At 71.4% G+C, this 16,327-nt stretch carries 13 protein-coding genes and 1 pseudogene; 6 read left to right on the top strand and 8 right to left on the bottom strand.

Features of this window, described 5'->3' with window-relative positions; translation table 11 throughout:
- Window positions 1–108 precede the first annotated feature (108 nt).
- The 3 genes from ACLJQZ_RS41525 to ACLJQZ_RS41515 form a co-directional block, all read right to left on the bottom strand.
- On the bottom strand, window positions 109–666 hold the full coding sequence (locus tag ACLJQZ_RS41525) for a TetR/AcrR family transcriptional regulator (protein ID WP_410626419.1): 558 nt from the start codon (window positions 664–666) through the stop codon (window positions 109–111).
- A complete protein-coding gene (locus tag ACLJQZ_RS41520; RefSeq protein ID WP_410626418.1) occupies window positions 645–1,442 on the bottom strand; it encodes an SGNH/GDSL hydrolase family protein in 798 nt (265 codons plus the stop codon). Before ACLJQZ_RS41520 ends, ACLJQZ_RS41525 begins: the two co-directional genes overlap by 22 nt.
- Window positions 1,443–1,661: 219 nt before the next feature.
- A complete protein-coding gene (locus ACLJQZ_RS41515) occupies window positions 1,662–3,122 on the bottom strand; it encodes a GAF domain-containing protein (protein WP_410626462.1) in 1,461 nt (486 codons plus the stop codon).
- Window positions 3,123–3,261: 139 nt separating this feature from the next.
- Here ACLJQZ_RS41515 and ACLJQZ_RS41510 point away from each other — a divergent pair, with 139 nt between their 5' ends.
- Window positions 3,262–4,785: an aldehyde dehydrogenase family protein gene (locus ACLJQZ_RS41510; RefSeq protein WP_328612586.1), complete on the top strand. Its 1,524-nt coding sequence runs from the start codon at window positions 3,262–3,264 to the stop codon at window positions 4,783–4,785.
- A complete protein-coding gene (locus tag ACLJQZ_RS41505) occupies window positions 4,785–5,153 on the top strand; it encodes a DUF779 domain-containing protein (RefSeq protein WP_328644882.1) in 369 nt (122 codons plus the stop codon). The genes ACLJQZ_RS41510 and ACLJQZ_RS41505 overlap by 1 nt, the downstream gene beginning before the upstream one ends.
- On the opposite strand, the gene ACLJQZ_RS41500 is transcribed toward ACLJQZ_RS41505, so the two are convergent.
- Window positions 5,122–6,498: a M20 family metallopeptidase gene (locus ACLJQZ_RS41500; RefSeq protein ID WP_410626415.1), complete on the bottom strand. Its 1,377-nt coding sequence runs from the start codon at window positions 6,496–6,498 to the stop codon at window positions 5,122–5,124. The genes ACLJQZ_RS41505 and ACLJQZ_RS41500 overlap by 32 nt on opposite strands.
- 53 nt (window positions 6,499–6,551) lie before the next feature.
- Between ACLJQZ_RS41500 and ACLJQZ_RS41495 the strand changes: the two are divergent.
- Window positions 6,552–7,235: pseudogene (locus ACLJQZ_RS41495) on the top strand (MOSC domain-containing protein).
- Window positions 7,225–7,824, top strand: a complete 600-nt coding sequence (locus ACLJQZ_RS41490) for a TetR/AcrR family transcriptional regulator (RefSeq protein ID WP_410626413.1) — start codon at window positions 7,225–7,227, stop codon at window positions 7,822–7,824. Before ACLJQZ_RS41495 ends, ACLJQZ_RS41490 begins: the two are co-directional and overlap by 11 nt.
- 52 nt (window positions 7,825–7,876) lie before the next feature.
- On the opposite strand, the gene ACLJQZ_RS41485 is transcribed toward ACLJQZ_RS41490, so the two are convergent.
- Window positions 7,877–9,445 (bottom strand): beta-N-acetylhexosaminidase, encoded by a 1,569-nt coding sequence (locus ACLJQZ_RS41485; protein WP_410626411.1) that lies wholly within the window; start codon window positions 9,443–9,445, stop codon window positions 7,877–7,879.
- A gap of 67 nt (window positions 9,446–9,512) precedes the next feature.
- Window positions 9,513–11,390 (bottom strand): propionyl-CoA synthetase, encoded by a 1,878-nt coding sequence (locus ACLJQZ_RS41480; protein WP_410626409.1) that lies wholly within the window; start codon window positions 11,388–11,390, stop codon window positions 9,513–9,515.
- A 195-nt stretch (window positions 11,391–11,585) separates the two neighbouring features.
- On the opposite strand from ACLJQZ_RS41480, the gene ACLJQZ_RS41475 reads away from it, so the two are divergent.
- Window positions 11,586–13,340 carry a protein kinase domain-containing protein gene (locus tag ACLJQZ_RS41475; RefSeq protein WP_410626407.1) on the top strand — a complete coding sequence of 585 codons (1,755 nt, stop codon included), beginning with the start codon at window positions 11,586–11,588 and terminating at the stop codon, window positions 13,338–13,340.
- Here ACLJQZ_RS41475 and ACLJQZ_RS41470 read toward each other — a convergent pair.
- Window positions 13,337–13,906 (bottom strand): class I SAM-dependent methyltransferase, encoded by a 570-nt coding sequence (locus ACLJQZ_RS41470; RefSeq protein ID WP_410626405.1) that lies wholly within the window; start codon window positions 13,904–13,906, stop codon window positions 13,337–13,339. The genes ACLJQZ_RS41475 and ACLJQZ_RS41470 overlap by 4 nt on opposite strands.
- 82 nt (window positions 13,907–13,988) lie before the next feature.
- Between ACLJQZ_RS41470 and ACLJQZ_RS41465 the strand changes: the two genes are divergently transcribed.
- The gene (locus ACLJQZ_RS41465; RefSeq protein ID WP_410626460.1) at window positions 13,989–14,702 is read left to right on the top strand and encodes an AraC family transcriptional regulator; all 714 of its coding nucleotides are present in this window, start codon (window positions 13,989–13,991) and stop codon (window positions 14,700–14,702) included.
- A gap of 1 nt (window position 14,703) precedes the next feature.
- Here ACLJQZ_RS41465 and ACLJQZ_RS41460 read toward each other — a convergent pair whose 3' ends face one another.
- Window positions 14,704–16,272: a dolichyl-phosphate-mannose--protein mannosyltransferase gene (locus tag ACLJQZ_RS41460; protein ID WP_326944488.1), complete on the bottom strand. Its 1,569-nt coding sequence runs from the start codon at window positions 16,270–16,272 to the stop codon at window positions 14,704–14,706.
- Window positions 16,273–16,327 lie beyond the last annotated feature (55 nt).

Raw genomic sequence — 16,327 nt, 5'->3', positions numbered from 1 at the left:
GGTCGTTCGCCACTACGGTCGGCCCTTGACTCGGCGGAGAGGGTGCCCCACCGGGGCCGGGGGAGGTCTCCGGAGCCCCTCTTCGCCGGGCGTCAACCTCGCCGGGCGTCAACCGAGGTACGCGTCCAGCGTGACGGCCAGCGCCGACTCCGGCGACGGCGCGAAGCTCGCCCCGGCCAGCCCGCCCCAGAGCCACAGCTGCGCGAGGCCGTGCAAGGCGGCCCACAACGACGCGGCGACCAGCCGCAGGTCGGCGCCGGACCGCGCGATCGGCGTCGGCACGGCGGCCACCAGCACGGCGAAGGTGTCGAACACGGCGCTCGCCGCGGCCGAGAGCGCCGGGTCGGCCGGGTCGATCAGGTCGCGGCGGAACATCAGCTCGAACATCGCCGGGTTGGTGAGCGCGAAGTCGACGTAGCTGTGGCAGGCGGCGGTCAGCCGGGCTCGCGGCGACGTCTCCGGCAGCGTCTCGCGGCGGGCGAGCAGGTCGGCATAACCGCGCGTCGCGACGGCCGACAGCAGCTCGGCGCGGCCGGCGAAATGCCGCAGCGGAGCGCCGTGCGACACGCCCGCCGCCTTAGCGATCCCGCGCAGCGTCACGGCGTCGACGCCTTCACCGGCCAGCAGCTCGGACGCCGTGTCGATCAGGCGTTGCCGGGTGCCCACGCCTCGTCCAGGGTGATCGGGAGCAGATCGGGGCGCTTGGCGAAGAAGCCGTCGCCGGGCTGGCGGCCGATCAGCCGGTTGCGCGTGCGCGTGACGGCGACCGGGAGCACCTCGCGGGCCAGCCACCGCAGGTCGGCGCGCCGGCTGCCGGCGGCCGCGGTGCCCGGCAGCGGGGCGAGCCACGCGGGGTCGTGGTCGAGGCCGAGCCGGTCGAGGACGTAGGCGGCGAGCCGGTGGTGGCCGTGCGTGGACAGGTGCAGCCGGTCGGCCCCGAAGTAGCGCGAGTCGGTGGCGGCCTGGTCGGGCCACAGGTCGACGAGCCGCGCGCCGTAGCTGACGGCGGCTTCGCGGATGGCCTCGTTGAGCGCGACGATCCGCGGCCGCATCCGCGCGCCCAGCGGCATCCGGCTGGAGACGTCGCTGAGGGTGAAGGTGACGACGGTGGGCGCGATCTCCGTGCAGGCCCGGATCGCGGCGTCGACCCGCCGGGCGACGGTCCGCGCGTCCCAGCCCCGGCTCATGACGTCGTTGCCGCCGCCGAAGAGCGCGATGAGATCGGGCTCGAGCTTCGTCGCGGCGGGCACCTGCTCGGGCACGATCTGGTCGAGCCGCCGCCCGCGGACGGCGAGGTTCGCGTACCGGAAGCGCGGGTCCTCCTCGGCCAGCCGCGCGGCGACGAAGTCCGCCCAGCCCCGGTACTGGTGCCGGCCGGGGTACGGGTCGTCGAGCCCTTCGGCGCAGCTGTCGCCGAGGACGACGAAACGGTGGTAGCTCATCCCGATCTCCGTAACCAGCAGTTCATCTTGTAGACACTGTCTATCAAACTTCTGTAGACGCTGTCTACTTATCGATCACCGTGGACTGAATCTTGGGACGCGTGTCCCGCCGGGGCAGGGCAAGCGCCCCAATGTGGCGTTGGGTGCGTTGGACGCACCGAACGCCACATTGGGTGCGTTGGACGCACCCAACGCCACATTGGGGCGTTCGGAGCCAGGTCAGCGCAGCCGGGCGCGGTGGCCCGCGACGGCCGCGCGGCGGGGGTCCGCCGGCGGGAGCGTCGCCAGCAGCGCGTCCAGGACTTCGAAGTCGTCGACGCCGCAGGGGGTCTCCCAGAACGACCACAGCACCGCCGGGTCGGTGCTGTTCAACGCCACCTGGCGGACCTGGGCCGTGAGCGTCTCGCGCTCTTCGCGGATCGCCGGGGCCTCCGACTCCGGCAGCAGTGGCCCGCGGAAGACGCGCATGACGTCCGCCGGGGAACTGGACCGCAGGGCCGCGCGAGCCTGGACGAAGTCCGCGTCCACCTCGGCCGCCAGGCGGTACGGGCGGGTCTGCACCACCGTCGCGCCCAGCTGGGAGCGCAGGCGGTGGATCTCGGCGCGGACCGTCACCGGGTTGCCCGTCTCGCCGTAGAGCTGCAGGGCCAGCCGATCGGCCGAGAGGCCGTTCGGGTGCAACGCCAGCAGCGTCAGGATCTCCGCGTGGCGCAGGGTGAACGGCACGTCGCGACCGTCCACTGTGGTCGTTCCGGCGCCCTCGGCCAGGTACTCCAGGCGCAGCCGGGCGCGGTGGCCGCCGCCGGTGGTGCCGCCCGTCGCGCGCAGCCGGAGCAGGTAGCCCTCGGCCAGCGGCTCCAGCGTCGCGATCCGGCCGTCGGGGAGGGCGACCGTGCCGCCGCCGCGGCGGACGTCCACTGTGGCCGGCAGCAGGCACGCCTGGGCCGCGAGCACCCGGCCGCCCGCCGAGAGCAGGGCGCCGGGGCGGCCGCGCAGGGCCTCCAGGTGGGGCATGTTGGCCCGCCGCAGCCGCTCGTCGCGGACCGCGAGCTGGGCGCGCAGCTGCCCCTCTGCGAGCTGCGCCGTGGCCGTGACCAGCGACAACATCGCCGGGTGCACCGTGCGCAGCGGCCCGCTGACGTCGATCGAGCCGAGCAGCACGCCCGTCTCCGGGTCGCGCACGGGCGCCGCCGCGCACGTCCACGTGTGGTAGCGCCGGACCAGGTGCTCGGCCGAGTAGATCTGCACCGGCTGTCCGGTCGCCAGCGTCGTGCCCATGGCGTTCGTGCCGATCGCCGACTCACTCCACCGGGTGCCTTCGGAGAGGCCGACGCGGTCGGCGCGCACCAGCTGGTTCGCCGCGCCCTCGCGCCACAGGATCAGGCCCTCGGCGTCGGTCACGATCATCACGTGCTCGGCGTCGTCGGCGATGCTCACCAGCATCTGCCGCAGCACCGGCAGCACCGGCGCCAGCGGGTGGGCTTCCCGCAACGCGGTCAGCACGTCGACGTCGTAGACGAACGGGGCCTCGCCCTCGTCCGGGTCGACGTGCGCGGCCAGCGATCGGTCCCAGGACTCCGAGACCACCGAGCGTGGCGAGCGCGGGCCCGGCAGCCCGGACAGCACCGCCGCGCGGACGTGTTCGAGCAGCCGCGCGTACGACTCCGGATCGCGCAGCATCTCGGGCTCGGGCGCCTCTGCCACGCCCTTCAGAGTAGAGACCCAGCTCACAGCGCTGCAACGCTCGTGCAACGTTGCCCGGCCTACGTTCGGCGGGAGCCCGAGCACCGCCGTCACTCCGAGCAATGAGGCAGGGAAGATGGTCCAGTACGCCGCACCGAACACCGAAGGCAGCGTCGTCAGCTTCGAATCGCGCTACGACCACTACATCGGCGGCGAATACGTGCCGCCGGCCGGCGGCCAGTACTTCGAGAACCCGACTCCCGTCACCGGGAAGACCTTCTGCGAGATCGCCCGGGGCACCGCGCCGGACGTCGAGAAGGCCCTCGACGCGGCCTGGGGCGCGGCCCCCGCGTGGGGCAAGACCTCCGTCGAGGAACGCGCCGGGGTCCTGCTCAAGATCGCCGACCGGATGGAGCAGAACCTCGAGAAGATCGCGGTCGCCGAGGCCTGGGAGAACGGCAAGGCCGTCCGCGAGACGCTCGCCGCCGACATCCCGCTGGCCATCGACCACTTCCGCTACTTCGCCGGCGCGCTGCGCGCCCAGGAGGGCGGCATCTCGCAGATCGACGAGAACACCGTCGCCTACCACTTCCACGAGCCGCTCGGCGTGGTCGCCCAGATCATCCCGTGGAACTTCCCGATCCTGATGGCGGTCTGGAAGCTCGCCCCGGCGCTGGCCGCGGGCAACGCGATCGTGCTCAAGCCGGCCGAGCAGACCCCGGCGTCGATCCACGTGCTGATGTCGATCATCGGCGACCTGATCCCGCCGGGCGTGCTGAACATCGTCAACGGCTTCGGCGTCGAGGCCGGCAAGCCGCTGGCCTCCAGCAACCGCGTCCGCAAGGTGGCCTTCACCGGCGAGACCACGACCGGGCGCCTGATCCTGCAGTACGCCAGCGAGAACATCATCCCGGTGACCGTCGAGCTGGGCGGCAAGAGCCCGAACATCTTCTTCGACGACGTCGCCGCGCAGAACGACGCCTTCTACAACAAGGCGCAGGAGGGCTTCACGCTCTTCGCGCTGAACCAGGGCGAGGTCTGCACCTGCCCGTCGCGGGCACTGGTCCAGACGGGCATCTACGACAAGTTCATGGGTGACGCCGTCGAGCGCGTCCGCAAGATCAAGCAGGGTCACCCGCTCGACACCGACACGATGATCGGCGCGCAGGCGTCCAACGACCAGCTCGAGAAGATCCTGTCCTACATCGACATCGGCAAGCAGGAAGGCGCCGAGATCCTGATCGGCGGCGGCCGCAGCGACCTCGGCGGCGAGCTGTCGGGCGGCTACTACGTCGAGCCGACGGTCTTCGCGGGCGACAACAAGATGCGGATCTTCCAGGAGGAGATCTTCGGCCCGGTCGTGTCGGTGACGAAGTTCGACGACTACGACGACGCCATGAAGATCGCCAACGACACCCTCTACGGCCTCGGTGCCGGTGTCTGGTCCCGGGACGGCAACACCGCCTACCGGGCCGGCCGCGACATCCAGGCAGGTCGCGTGTGGGTGAACAACTACCACGCCTACCCGGCCCACGCGGCCTTCGGCGGCTACAAGGCGTCCGGCATCGGGCGGGAGAACCACAAGATGATGCTGGATCACTACCAGCAGACGAAGAACATGCTGGTCTCCTACTCCGACCAGGCGCTCGGGTTCTTCTGATGACCGAGCGGGTGGCGTTGACGGAGGAGGCGGCCGACCTCCTCCGGAAGCTCGCGGCGACCCACGGACCGGTGATGTTCCACCAGTCCGGCGGGTGCTGCGACGGAAGCGCCCCGATGTGCTACCCGAAGGGCGAGTTCAAGACTGGCCAGACCGACGTGCGCCTCGGCGACCTGGTCGTCGAGGGCATGGAAGACGTGCCGTTCTGGATGTCCGGGCCGCAGTTCGCGTACTGGAAGCACACCCACCTGACGGTCGACGTCGTGCCGGGCCGCGGAAGCGGGTTTTCGCTGGAGGCGCCCGAAGGCGTGCGGTTCCTGATCCGCTCCCGCCTGTTCACCGACGAAGAGTCGGCGGCGCTGAACTGAAGGCACCGAACAACGCCGTGGCGAGTACCAGCCCTTCCCGGGCGACCGGGGCGAGCTGGTGCTCGTCCGGCGCGTGCTGCAGGCAGCCCGGGTAGGAGTGCGGCAGCCACAGCGTCGCCAGGCCGAGGACGTCGGTGAAGACGTGGTTGGGCAGGCCGCCGCCGAAGTTCGGCAGGACCGCGACGGGCGTCGCGGCGACCTCGTCGAGCGCGGCCTTCGCCCAGCCGACCCACGGGTCGTCGACCGGCGTGCGGCTGGCCCGGAAGTCGCCGCCGACCCTCACCTCGACCATCGGGAACCCTTGTGCGGCAAGGTGTTCCGTGACGGCGTCGGGGATCTTCCCGACGTCGGTCCCGGCGACGTACCGCAGTTGCAGCACCGCCCGCGCACGGCCGGGGATCGCGTTGACCGGGCGGTCGACGTCGCCCGCGTCGAGCGCGAGGACTTCGAGGGTGTTCCAGCCGTAGAGCCGTTCCGCGCCGGTCAGGCCCGGCGCGCCCCAGCCTTCGTCCGGCACCGGGTCGCCGGGCGTGTTGGCGATCTCGAGGCCCTTGAGCGCCGCGCGCACACCGTCCGGCAGTTCCGGCGGCAGCAGCTCGGGTACCTGGACGCGGCCGTGGCCGTCGACCAGGCTCGCGATCGCCCCGGTGAGCGTGGTGGCGGGGTTGCGCAGGACCCCGCCCCAGTTGCCGGAGTGGTAGGCGTCTGGGCGCAGGTCGACGTCGAGCGCGAACCGGATGGCACCGCGCGCGCCGAGGAACAGCGTCGGCGTCGCGGCGTCCAGGCGCGGGCCGTCGGAGGCGATGAGGACGTCGGCTTTCAGGAGGTCTTGTTCCTGTTCGGCGAACTCGGTGAGGCCGGGCGAGCCGATCTCTTCGCCGGTTTCGAAGAGGAACTTCAGGTTGAAGCCGAGCTTTCCGCGGTCGGCCAGCAGGAGCCGCAACGCCGTGAGGTTGATCAGGTGCTGGCCCTTGTTGTCCGCGGTGCCGCGGCCGTACCAGCGGTCGCCGTCGGCGGTGAGCGTCCACGGGTCACGGCCTTCGCCCCACTCGCCGGCTTCGCCCACGACGTCGGCGTGGCCGTAGCAGAGCAGCGTCGGCCGGTCCGGTGATTCGGTGCGGACGCCGACGAGGAACGGGCCACCCGCCGGGTCCGGGTTGGCGTGCTGCGTGACTTCGCAGCCCAACGCCGTCAACGCGGGGGTGAGGACTTCGTCGAGGTAGGCCTGGATGGCGACGCGGCCCTCGGGGGCGTCGCTGACCGTGGGGTACGCGACGAGCGTGGCCAGTTCGGCGAAGAGGGCGCCGGAGTCGACGTGGGCGCGGGCCTGGTCGAGCAGTTCCATGACCTCAGCCTAGAGGTGGGAAACAATACGAACGATCGTGCTATCTTCGAGGCATGAACGTCGACAGCGTTTACGTGGGGGAACCGAGCGTCCTGGGGTACCGACGCGAGCTGCCGGTGCTGAGCGGGATCACCAAGGCGCTGGTCACGGCGCCGGAGCTGAAGCTCGCCGAGCTGAACCTCGACGGCGACCGGCAGGCCGACCTCACCGTGCACGGCGGCCCCGACAAAGCCGTCTACGTCTACCCGGCCGAGCACTACGCGGCCTGGCGCGAAGACGGCTTCGAGGTGTCGACGGCCGACTTCGGCGAGAACATCTCCCTGTCCGGGGTCACCGAAGACGACGTGCGGATCGGGGACGTCTAGGCCTGGGGTGACGCGCTCGTGCAGGTCTCCCAGCCGCGTTCGCCGTGTTTCAAGCTCGCGATGAAGACCGGCCGCAAGGACATCACCCCGGCGATGATCGACTCGGGGCGCTCCGGGTGGTACCTGCGCGTGCTGCGGCCGGGCACCGTGCCGACGTCGGGCGCGGTCGAGCTGGTCGAGCGCGCGGACGGGCCGACGATCGCCGAGGTGTACGTCATCTCGTTCGCGAACTACGGGCAGCTGCCACCGGAGCACGTCGGGGCCGCGCTGGACTTCGCGGACCGTGTGCTCGCGACGCCCACGCTGGCCGAGCAGTGGAGCGCCGGCGTACAGTCCACTGTGGACCGATGGCGGGCGCGGCGTGCCGGTTGACGGCCGGGTCGCCCGCGGCGACGCCACGCGCCGGCTGGTGCTGCGGCGGGCGGTGGACGTCGCGTCGGTGGACGGCCTCGACGGGCTGTCCCTCGGCCGGCTGGCCGCCGAGCTGGAGCTGAGCAAGAGCGGCGTCTTCGCCCTGTTCGGGTCCAAGGAGGACCTCCAGCTCGCGACGGTCGAAGCGGCCCTCGAGATCTTCCGCTCGTACGTCGTGACGCCGGCTCTTTCGTCGGAGCCCGGGTTGCCGCGGCTGCGGGCGATCTGCGAGAACTGGCTGGACTACTCGGAAAAGCGGATCTTCCCGGGCGGCTGCTTCTTCTTCAACGCCGGCGCGGAGTTCGACGCGCGCCCGGGCCGGGTGCACGACGCGGTGGCCGCGGCGAACGGCTCGTTCGCGGCCTTCATCCGCGCGACGGCTCTCGAAGCCGTCACCCTGGCTCACCTGGACGTCGACCCCGAAGTCCTGGCCTTCGAGCTGCACGCACTGGGCCGCGCGGCCAACGCGGACTCCGTCCTCACCGGCACCGTCACCCCCTACGCCGTGGCCCGCCGCGCCATCCGCGCCCACCTGGGGCAAAAGCCGTGAAGGCCTCCTTGCCGGCCATAAGAGCCGGTAAGGAGGCCTTCACGGCTTTGGACTACTTCCAGTCGACCTGGGGGCTGCGGTAGAAGTTGATGCCCTGCAGGACCCAGCGGGGGGACTGTTTTGCGAGGCGTACGCGGTAGGCGTCCCAGTTGTGCGTGGACTTCGGGGACCAGCCGATCTCCGCGATGCCCGGCAGGCGCGGGAACGCCATGTACTCGAGGTCGTCGCTCGTGCGGATGGTCTCCGTCCACAGTGGAGCCTCGACGCCCGCGACCTGGTTCTCATCGACGCCGGTCACGAGTGACGCCGGATCCCAGTTGTAGCCGTCGCGCACCTCGATCAGCGCCGCCCAGTCCTGGCCCAGCGGCGTCGACTCGTCGTACTTCATGTCCAGGTACGCGTAGTTCGCCGGCGACATCAGGATCTTGTTGCCCCGGGCGGCCGCGGCCGCGACGGAGGCGTCGTCACCGCCGAAGTCCCAGTACTGCGGGATCGCCGACACCGGCGGCGACGCCTTCGCGATCTCGTGCCAGCCGGTGATCTTCTTGCCGTACTTCGCGACGATCGGCGCCACCTTCTGCTCGAAGGTGATGTAGTCCGCCGGCGGCGTCGCGTGCGCCTCGTCGCCGCCGATGTGCAGGTACTGGCCCGGCGTGATGGCCGCCAGCTCGCGCACGACGTCGTCGACGAACCTGTACGTGATCGGCGAGGAGATGCACAGCGAGCTGTAGCCGACCTCGGTGTCGGTGCGCACCGGGACGGCCTTTCCGTCGCAGTTCAGCTCCGCGTACGTCGACTGCGCCGCGTTCGTGTGGCCCGGCATGTCGATCTCGGGGATCACCGTGATGTGCCGCGAAGCCGCGTACGCGACGATGTCCTTGTACTGCTTCTGCGTGTAGTAGCCGCCGGGGTCGCCGTACGCGGCCGTCTTGCCGCCGACCGTCGCCAGCTTCGGCCAGCTCTTGATCTCGATGCGCCAGCCCTGGTCGTCGGCCAGGTGCAGGTGCAGCGTGTTGAGCTTGTACTGGGCGATCTGGTCGATGTACAGCTTGACCTGGTCCGGCTGGAAGAAGTGCCGCGCGACGTCGAGCATCGCGCCGCGTTCGCCGAAGCGGGGGTAGTCGAGGATCGTGCCGCCCGCGACGGTCCACGTCCGGTGCTGCACGTGCTTCGCCTCGATCGCCGACGGCAGCAGCTGCCGCAGCGACTGGACGCCTTCGAAGAGGCCGTCCGCGGTGTTGGCACTGAGCTTGACGCCGTCGCGCGCGACCTTCAGCTGGTAACCCTCGGTGCCGATCCGGGCGTCGTGGCCCAGTTCGAGCGAGATCGCCGGCAGGCCCCACGCGCGCGGCACGACCGGCAGCGGGTAGCCGGTGGCCGGCCGCAGCAGGCCACGCAGGTAGTCCGCGACCTGGCCGGCGCCGCGGTCGGCGCTGATCACGGTGAACGGCGTGAGCCGGAAGTCCGCCTTCGCGTCGGCCTTCGCCGACACCGGCGCGGGGACGACGTCGGTCACGCTCCGTTCTGGGGCCGCCGGAGTGGCTTCGGCGGTGGCGGCGGGCAGGCCGGCTGCCGTCAGACTCACGACAGCCGCGGTCAAGACGGCTCTGGACAAGCGCATCAAGGCACCTCCGGTCGGGGACTCCCCCACAAAGGTACAGACCAGCCGGTGTATTTGGAACAATACTTTACGAAGTGCGCAACGCCGCCCGGATCGCGTCCAGCACGGCGGGATCCTCGATGGTCGAGGGCACCGCCTCGTCGCGGCCGTCGGCGATCGCGCGCATGGTCTTGCGCAGGATCTTCCCGGACCGCGTCTTCGGCAGAGCGTCCACAATGGACACGTCACGGAACGCGGCGACCGGCCCGATGTCCCGGCGCACCGTCGCCACCAGCTCGTCGCGCAGCTGGTCCGCCGGCGTGTCGACGCCCGCCTTCAGCACGACGAACCCGCGCGGCAGCTGGCCCTTGAGCTGGTCGGCGACGCCGATCACGGCGCACTCCGCGACCGCCGGGTGCGAGGCCAGCGCGGCCTCCATCGACCCGGTCGACAGCCGGTGCCCGGCGACGTTGATGACGTCGTCGGTGCGGCCCATGACGAACAGGTAGCCGTCTTCGTCGAGGTAGCCGGAGTCGCCGGTCAGGTAGTGGCCGGCGTAGCGGGAGAGGTAGGCCTCGCGGTAGCGCTCGTCGTCGCCCCAAAGGGTCGGCAGCGAGCCCGGCGGCAGCGGCAGCTTGATCGTGATGGCGCCCTCGCGACCGGCCGGCAGCTCGTCGCCGGCCTGGTCGAGGATGCGGACGTCCCAGCCCGGCACGGGCTTGGTCGCCGAACCCGGTTTGACGTCCATCGGCTCCAGGCCGCGCAGGTTGGCCGCGATCGGCCAGCCCGTCTCGGTCTGCCACCAGTGGTCGATCACCGGCGTGCCCAGCTTCTCGCGCGCCCAGTGGTAGGTCTCCGGGTCGAGCCGCTCACCGGCCATGAACAGCGTCCGGAACTGCTTCAGGTCGTACTTCTCCAGCTCCTTCGCGTCCGGGTCGACCTTCTTGATCGCCCGCAGCGCGGTCGGCGCGGTGAACAGCGCCTGGACGCCGTGCTCGGCGATGACGCGCCAGAACGCGCCCGCGTCCGGCGTCCCGACCGGCTTGCCCTCGTAGAGCACCGTCGTCGCCCCGGCCAGGAGCGGCGCGTAGACGATGTAGGAGTGCCCGACGACCCAGCCGACGTCGGAGGCCGTCCACCAGACGTCACCCGCGTGGACGTCGTAGATCGCGGCCATCGACCAGGCCAGCGCCACCGCGTGCCCGCCGGTGTCGCGGACGACGCCCTTCGGCTTCCCGGTGGTCCCGGACGTGTAGAGGATGTAAAGGGGATCGGTCGCCTTCACCGGTACCGGATCGGCCGGCGACGCGTTCGCCGCCAGCTCCCGCCAGTCGACGTCCCGCTCGCCCAGCTCGGCGGGCGCCTGGTCGCGCTGCAGCACGACGACGTGGTCCGGCTGGTGCTCGGTCAGCGCCAGCGCGGCGTCGATGATGGGCTTGTACTCGACGACGCGCGTCGGCTCGATCCCGCAGGACGCGGCCAGGATGACCTTCGGCTTCGCGTCCTCGATCCGGGCCGCCAGCTCCTTCGGCGCGAACCCGCCGAAGACCACCGAGTGCACCGCGCCGATCCGCGCGCACGCCAGCATCGCGATCACGGCTTCGGGGACCATCGGCAGGTAGACGATCACCCGGTCACCGTGCGTCACACCGAGCGAACCCAGCGCACCGGCGAAGCGCGCGACCTCGTCGCGGAGCTGTTCGTAGGTGAACGTGAGTTGCTGTCCGGTCACGGGGGAGTCCCAGATCAGCGCGTCCTGCCCGCCGCGGCCGGCCTCGACGTGGCGGTCCAGGGCGTTGTAGGAGGTGTTCAGCTCGCCGTCGGGGAACCAGCGGTAGAAGGGCGGGTTCGCGTCGTCGAGGGCCCGTTCCGGGGCCTTCGTCCAGGTGATCGTCTTGGCCGCTTCCAGCCAGAACGCGTCCGGCTCGGCCAGGCTCCGCCGGTAGGCCTCGGAGTACGCGCCCATTGCCGCTCCTTCGCGTCGAACGTCCCGCCGGTCCCATCATGACGCCGCGACGGCGGGCCCGCCGGATTCCGTGCGGGATCCGGGCGCCGGAAAGACCCGGCAACCCAACGGCGGCGGCGCGCGTCCTAAGCTGGACCGCGGGGAAATGCCGCGTGACGGTAAGACGTGAACACGGACAGTGAGGGGAGCCCGGCAGTGAACGGACTCGCGAGCGCGTTGCTCTCGCTAGCCCATTCCTTGTTCGGCCCGGGCTTCTGCCCCGGCGAATGGGTCTGGGCCACGAGTGCGGCGGGCGCGCTCGTCGCGTTGCTGCCGCCGATCGGCGCGCTCGTCGTCTCGATCATCCGCAAGGGCACCGGCAACCGGTACGACCTGACCACGCTGTCGGTGTTCGGCGTGATCGGCCTGCTCAGCACGCTGGTGCTGCCGTGGCTGCTGTCGAACGGCGTCTCGGGCGTCTACCGCATGGTGTTCGCCGGCCAGAAGTCCGGGCTGTCCGCGAGCGAGGTCGCGACGCTGAAGGGGCCCGGTGGCTGCTGGGTCGACTCGCAGGTGAACTACCTGGGTGGCCGTCAGACGGTCTTCGACGTGCTTTCCTCCGGCAGCACCGGCGCCGACGACCTCCCGTTCTTCGTGTACCTGCTGGCCTTCATCGTGCTGCCGGCCGGGTCACTGCTGTTCGTGATGCTGCAGGGGCGCACGGCGTTCCGCCGCGGTCCGAAGTGGCCGTCCCGGTTCTTCTGGATCCCGTTCGTCGCGATGGCCTTGTTCAGTGTCGGTATGGAAGCGAACACCGCGCTGCACTTCTGGCTCGGGTTCCTGCCGTTCAGCGTGCTGGGCCTGATCCCGGTCGCGATGGTCGGCCCGCCGCCGTGGTCGGTGATCAACCGGCCGGACGTGCCGCCGCGCCGCGAGCAGGAGCCCTACCGGCCGCCGCAGCAGCCGCCGTCGCAGGTCCAGCCGCGGCCCACCCCGCCGCCTCCGCCGCCCCCGATCAACAAGCCGTACCCGAAGACGGCGCTGGCGTCCGCGCCCGAGCCGCCCCCGATGGCGGGCGCGCTGGCCGCGGCGCCGGGCCCGATCCCGGCGCCGCCCGGCTCGCGCAACGCCGGCGGCAGCCGCTACCGGCGCATCAAGCAGCTCGGCGCCGGCGGTTTCGGCACGGTCTGGCAGGCCGTCGACACCCAGCTCAACCGCACGGTCGCGCTGAAGATCGCGCACGCGCCGGACCGCGACACCGCCGAGCGCATGCAGCGCGAGGCCCGCGCGCTGGCCGTCGTCAGCCACCCGAACTGCGTCAAGGTGTACGACCTGGCCGAGGAACCGGACGGCCTCGCGCTGGTCATGGAGTACCTCGAGGGCCGGCCGCTGGCCGAGCTGGTCGACGGGCAGGGCCCGCTCGACGACATCGCCGCGGGCCGGCTGTGGGCGACGATGGCGGGCGCGCTCGCGGCCGCCCACGAGAAGGGCGTCCTGCACCGCGACATCAAGCCGTCGAACGTCGTGCTCGACCCCAGCGGCCTGGCCCACCTGATCGACTTCGGCATCGCCCGCAGCCAGGGCGACTCCAAGATGACGGCGACCGGCATGATGATCGGCACGCCGGACTTCGTCGCCCCGGAGCAGGCGATGGGCGCGACGGCCTCACCGGCGTCCGACGCCTGGCAGCTGGCGGCGACGATCAGCTACGCACTGACGGGCCAGCCCCCACGCGGCACCCGCGAGACGCCGATGGCCGCGCTGATGGCGGCGGCGCGTGCGGAACCGGTGTCCCGGCTGCCGCAGCGCAGCGCCCACGCGCGGCTCCTGGCGGCGTCTTTGGACCCGGAACCACGTCGCCGTCCGACGCTCAACTCGGTGCGGCGGGAGGTCGAGGGCTGGCTGTCGAGGGCGGGCAAGTCCCTGGACGGCCCGGTGACCCGGGTGGTCCCGCGCCAGCCGCACCGCTAAGCCGGCTTCGACGCGGAGAAGATCACCAGCTCCTTCGGCCGGACCTCGACGTTGACCTGCTCGAAGCCCGCCTTCTCGAGGCGGCCGGAGAACATCGACGCGTCGATGACGTTCATCGTGTCGCCGATGTGCAGCAGGCGGAACCTGAGGTTGAGCTGGCCGTCGCTGCCGCAGTACGTGCCGCCCGGGCGCAGGACCCGCGCGGCCTCGGCGAAGATCGCGTCCTGCAGCTGCCTCGTCGGCACGTGGTGCAGCATCGTGAAGCAGACGACCGCGGAGAACCGGCCGGACTCGAACGGCATCTCCGCGCCGCTGCCCTCGACGACGTCCGCGCGGGCGCCGTACTTCGCGCGCAGCAGCTGGGTCGACGCGGGGTCTATCTCCAGGACCGTCAGCTTCGGCACGACGCGCAGCAGCACCTTCGTCGTGGCGCCGAAGCCGGGGCCGATCTCGAGGACGTCGTCACCCAGTTCCCGCTCCGCGAGCCACGGCGTGAGGCGCTCCTCGACCGTGTTCGCCCACTTCTCCGAGCTGCAGATCTTGCGGTGGATCAGGTTCATCGGCATGCCGTCGACGTTAGGGAGCCGCCGCGGTGACCGGTAGCCGATAGACTGACAACCGATGTCGCGAACCGGCCAACCCCACGCGATGTTGCTCGGCGAGGTCGACCTGCCGGCCGGCACCTGGTTCCCGTGGCACGAACACCCCGTCCACCAGCTCGTCTGGGCGGCCAGCGGGGTCATCGCGGTCAAGGCGGGCGACGCCGGCTGGGTCCTGCCGCCGACACGCGCGCTGTGGATGCCCGCCGGCGTCCAGCATCGGACCGGCGCGCTCGGCAAGGCCGCGCTGCGCGGCATCTACGCGCACCCGGACCGCAGCCCGGTGTCGTGGCCGGAGCCGCGGCTGGTCGCCGTCCGGCCGCTGCTGCACGAGCTGCTGGAGTACCTGACCGGCGACGGCGTCGCCCCGGAGGCGCGGCTGCGGGCCGAAGCCGTCGCGTTCGACCTGCTGGAACCGCTCGACGTCGTGCCGATCGTGGTGCCGTCGCCCACCGACCCGCGGGCCCGGGACGTCGAGGCGGCGGTGCTGGCCAACCCAGCCGATCCGCGCGGCCTCGCCGAGTTCGGCCGGGACGTCGGCGCGGCCGAGCGCACGCTGGCGCGGATCTTCGTCCGCGAATGCCGGATGCCGTTCGGGACGTGGCGCACCCAGGTGCGCCTTCGTGCGGCGCTGCCGTTGCTGGCGCAGGGAATCCCGCTGACGACGGTCGCGCACCGCGTCGGCTACAGCTCGGCGAGCGCGTTCGTCGCCGCGTTCCGGCGCGCGGTCGGCGTCACGCCGAGGGCGTACTTCGCGGGCTGAGCTACCGCCAGGACGGCAGCCAGCGTTCGGCCTCCCACTGGCCGGTCGTGATCGCGATGCCGTTGAGGATCGGCCACAGCCAGGCGAAGTTCGCCACGACCAGCCCGACGTACAGGCTGACGACGAGCAGACCGGTCCCGCGTCTTTCGAACCCGCGTTTCGCGCTGCCCAGGATCTGGCCCAGGCACAACGTCAGCCCCAGCACGAGGAACGCGGCCAGCGGCGTCGCGTAGAAGAAGTACATCTGCCGGTCGATGTTGGTGTACCAGAAGACGTACCCGCCGAGGTAGCCGACCAGGACGGCGGCGTAGCGCCAGTCCGCGCGGAAGATCGAGCGCCAGGCCGACCAGGCGAGCATCGGGATGGCCAGCCACCACATGGCCGGCGTGCCGATCAGCATCGTCGCGCTGACGCAGCGGGACTCGCCGCAGCCGGTGACTTCGCCGTCGTAGCTGTAGAGCATCGGGCGCAGCCCCATCGGCCACGTCCAGGGCTTCGACTCCCACGGGTGCGGGTTGTCCTTGGGCGTGACCAGGGTTTCGTGGAAGTGCAGGACGTTCGCCGAGTAGTCGCCGAGCGAGCGCAGCGACGCCGGGATCCAGCCCCAGACGCCCGGCGCGATGTCCTTGATCTCGGTGTAGTGCCGGTCGGTCGCCGTCTCGCTGGCGAACCAGGCCCAGTACGCGCCGAGGTACATCACGAGCGGGATGAGCAGGATCGCCCACAGCGCGGGCGCGACGTCCCGGCGGATCGTGCCCAGCCAGGGCCGTTCGACGCCGGCCGCGCGCCGCGCCGCGACGTCGAACCCGACGCACAGCAGCCCGAACGCGACGATGTAGTAGAGCGCCGACCACTTGACGCCGAAGGTCAGGCCGATCATCAGCCCGGTCGCGAACCGCCACCAGCGGAAGCCGAGCTTCGGCCCCCAGACCGTCTCGTTGACCCAGCCCTCGCGGACGGCCGTCGCGAGCCTCGTGCGCACCTGGTCGCGGTCGACGAGCAGGCAGGCGAACGCGGCGAGCACGAACAGCGCGATGAAGATGTCGAGCATGCCCATCCGCGACTGCAGGTGCAGGACGCCGTCGCTGATCACCAGGATGCCGGCGATGGCGCCGAGCAGCGTGGACCGGGTGAGCCGGCGGGCGATGCGGATGGTCAGGAAGATGATGAGCGTGCCGGCCAGCGCGGGCATGATCCGCCAGCCCCAGCCGTTGTAGCCGAACAGCCACTCGCCGACCGCGATCAGCTGCTTGGCCAGTGGCGGGTGGACGACCAGCTCGTAGCCGTAGTTGTCCTCGTAACCGCCGTTGCGCAGCACCTGCCACGCCTGCGGGACGTAGTGCTTCTCGTCGAAGACCGGGCTGCCCTTGTCGGTCGGGCTGCCGAGGTTCTGCAGCCGGACGATGCCGCCGATCACGGTGAGCACGATGGTCACGAGCCAAGCGCGCAGCCGGTCGTCCGGCATGCCGCGGCCGAGCAGGGTCGTCTCGCGGTCGGTCGGCGGCCGGAGCGCCTCGACCGGGCCCGGCCGGACGCTTTCGTCGTCGGGACGGGTCAGCACGGCGGTCACGGGGCGATCCTACGGGCGGGACAGGGCGTACGTCGTCCGGATCCGCCGACCCGCC

The organism is Amycolatopsis sp. cmx-8-4, assembly GCF_046548675.1.
In the GTDB taxonomy this organism is placed as follows: Bacteria; Actinomycetota; Actinomycetes; order Mycobacteriales; family Pseudonocardiaceae; genus Amycolatopsis.
Note: the sequence above shows the minus strand (reverse complement) of the source record. Positions and strands in the feature narration are given on the sequence as shown.

Bases quoted from the DNA above. Each gene is read 5' to 3' on its own strand.
- ACLJQZ_RS41500 (WP_410626415.1), bottom strand. From the start codon at position 6,498: ATGGAACTGCTCGACCAGGCCCGCGCCCACGTCGACTCCGGCGCCCTC.
- ACLJQZ_RS41465 (WP_410626460.1), top strand. From the start codon at position 13,989: ATGTTGCTCGGCGAGGTCGACCTGCCGGCCGGCACCTGGTTCCCGTGG.
- ACLJQZ_RS41505 (WP_328644882.1), top strand. From the start codon at position 4,785: ATGACCGAGCGGGTGGCGTTGACGGAGGAGGCGGCCGACCTCCTCCGG.
- ACLJQZ_RS41510 (WP_328612586.1), top strand. From the start codon at position 3,262: ATGGTCCAGTACGCCGCACCGAACACCGAAGGCAGCGTCGTCAGCTTC.
- ACLJQZ_RS41515 (WP_410626462.1), bottom strand. From the start codon at position 3,122: ATGCTGCGCGATCCGGAGTCGTACGCGCGGCTGCTCGAACACGTCCGC.
- ACLJQZ_RS41485 (WP_410626411.1), bottom strand. From the start codon at position 9,445: ATGCGCTTGTCCAGAGCCGTCTTGACCGCGGCTGTCGTGAGTCTGACG.
- ACLJQZ_RS41520 (WP_410626418.1), bottom strand. From the start codon at position 1,442: ATGAGCTACCACCGTTTCGTCGTCCTCGGCGACAGCTGCGCCGAAGGG.
- ACLJQZ_RS41480 (WP_410626409.1), bottom strand. From the start codon at position 11,390: ATGGGCGCGTACTCCGAGGCCTACCGGCGGAGCCTGGCCGAGCCGGAC.
- ACLJQZ_RS41470 (WP_410626405.1), bottom strand. From the start codon at position 13,906: ATGCCGATGAACCTGATCCACCGCAAGATCTGCAGCTCGGAGAAGTGG.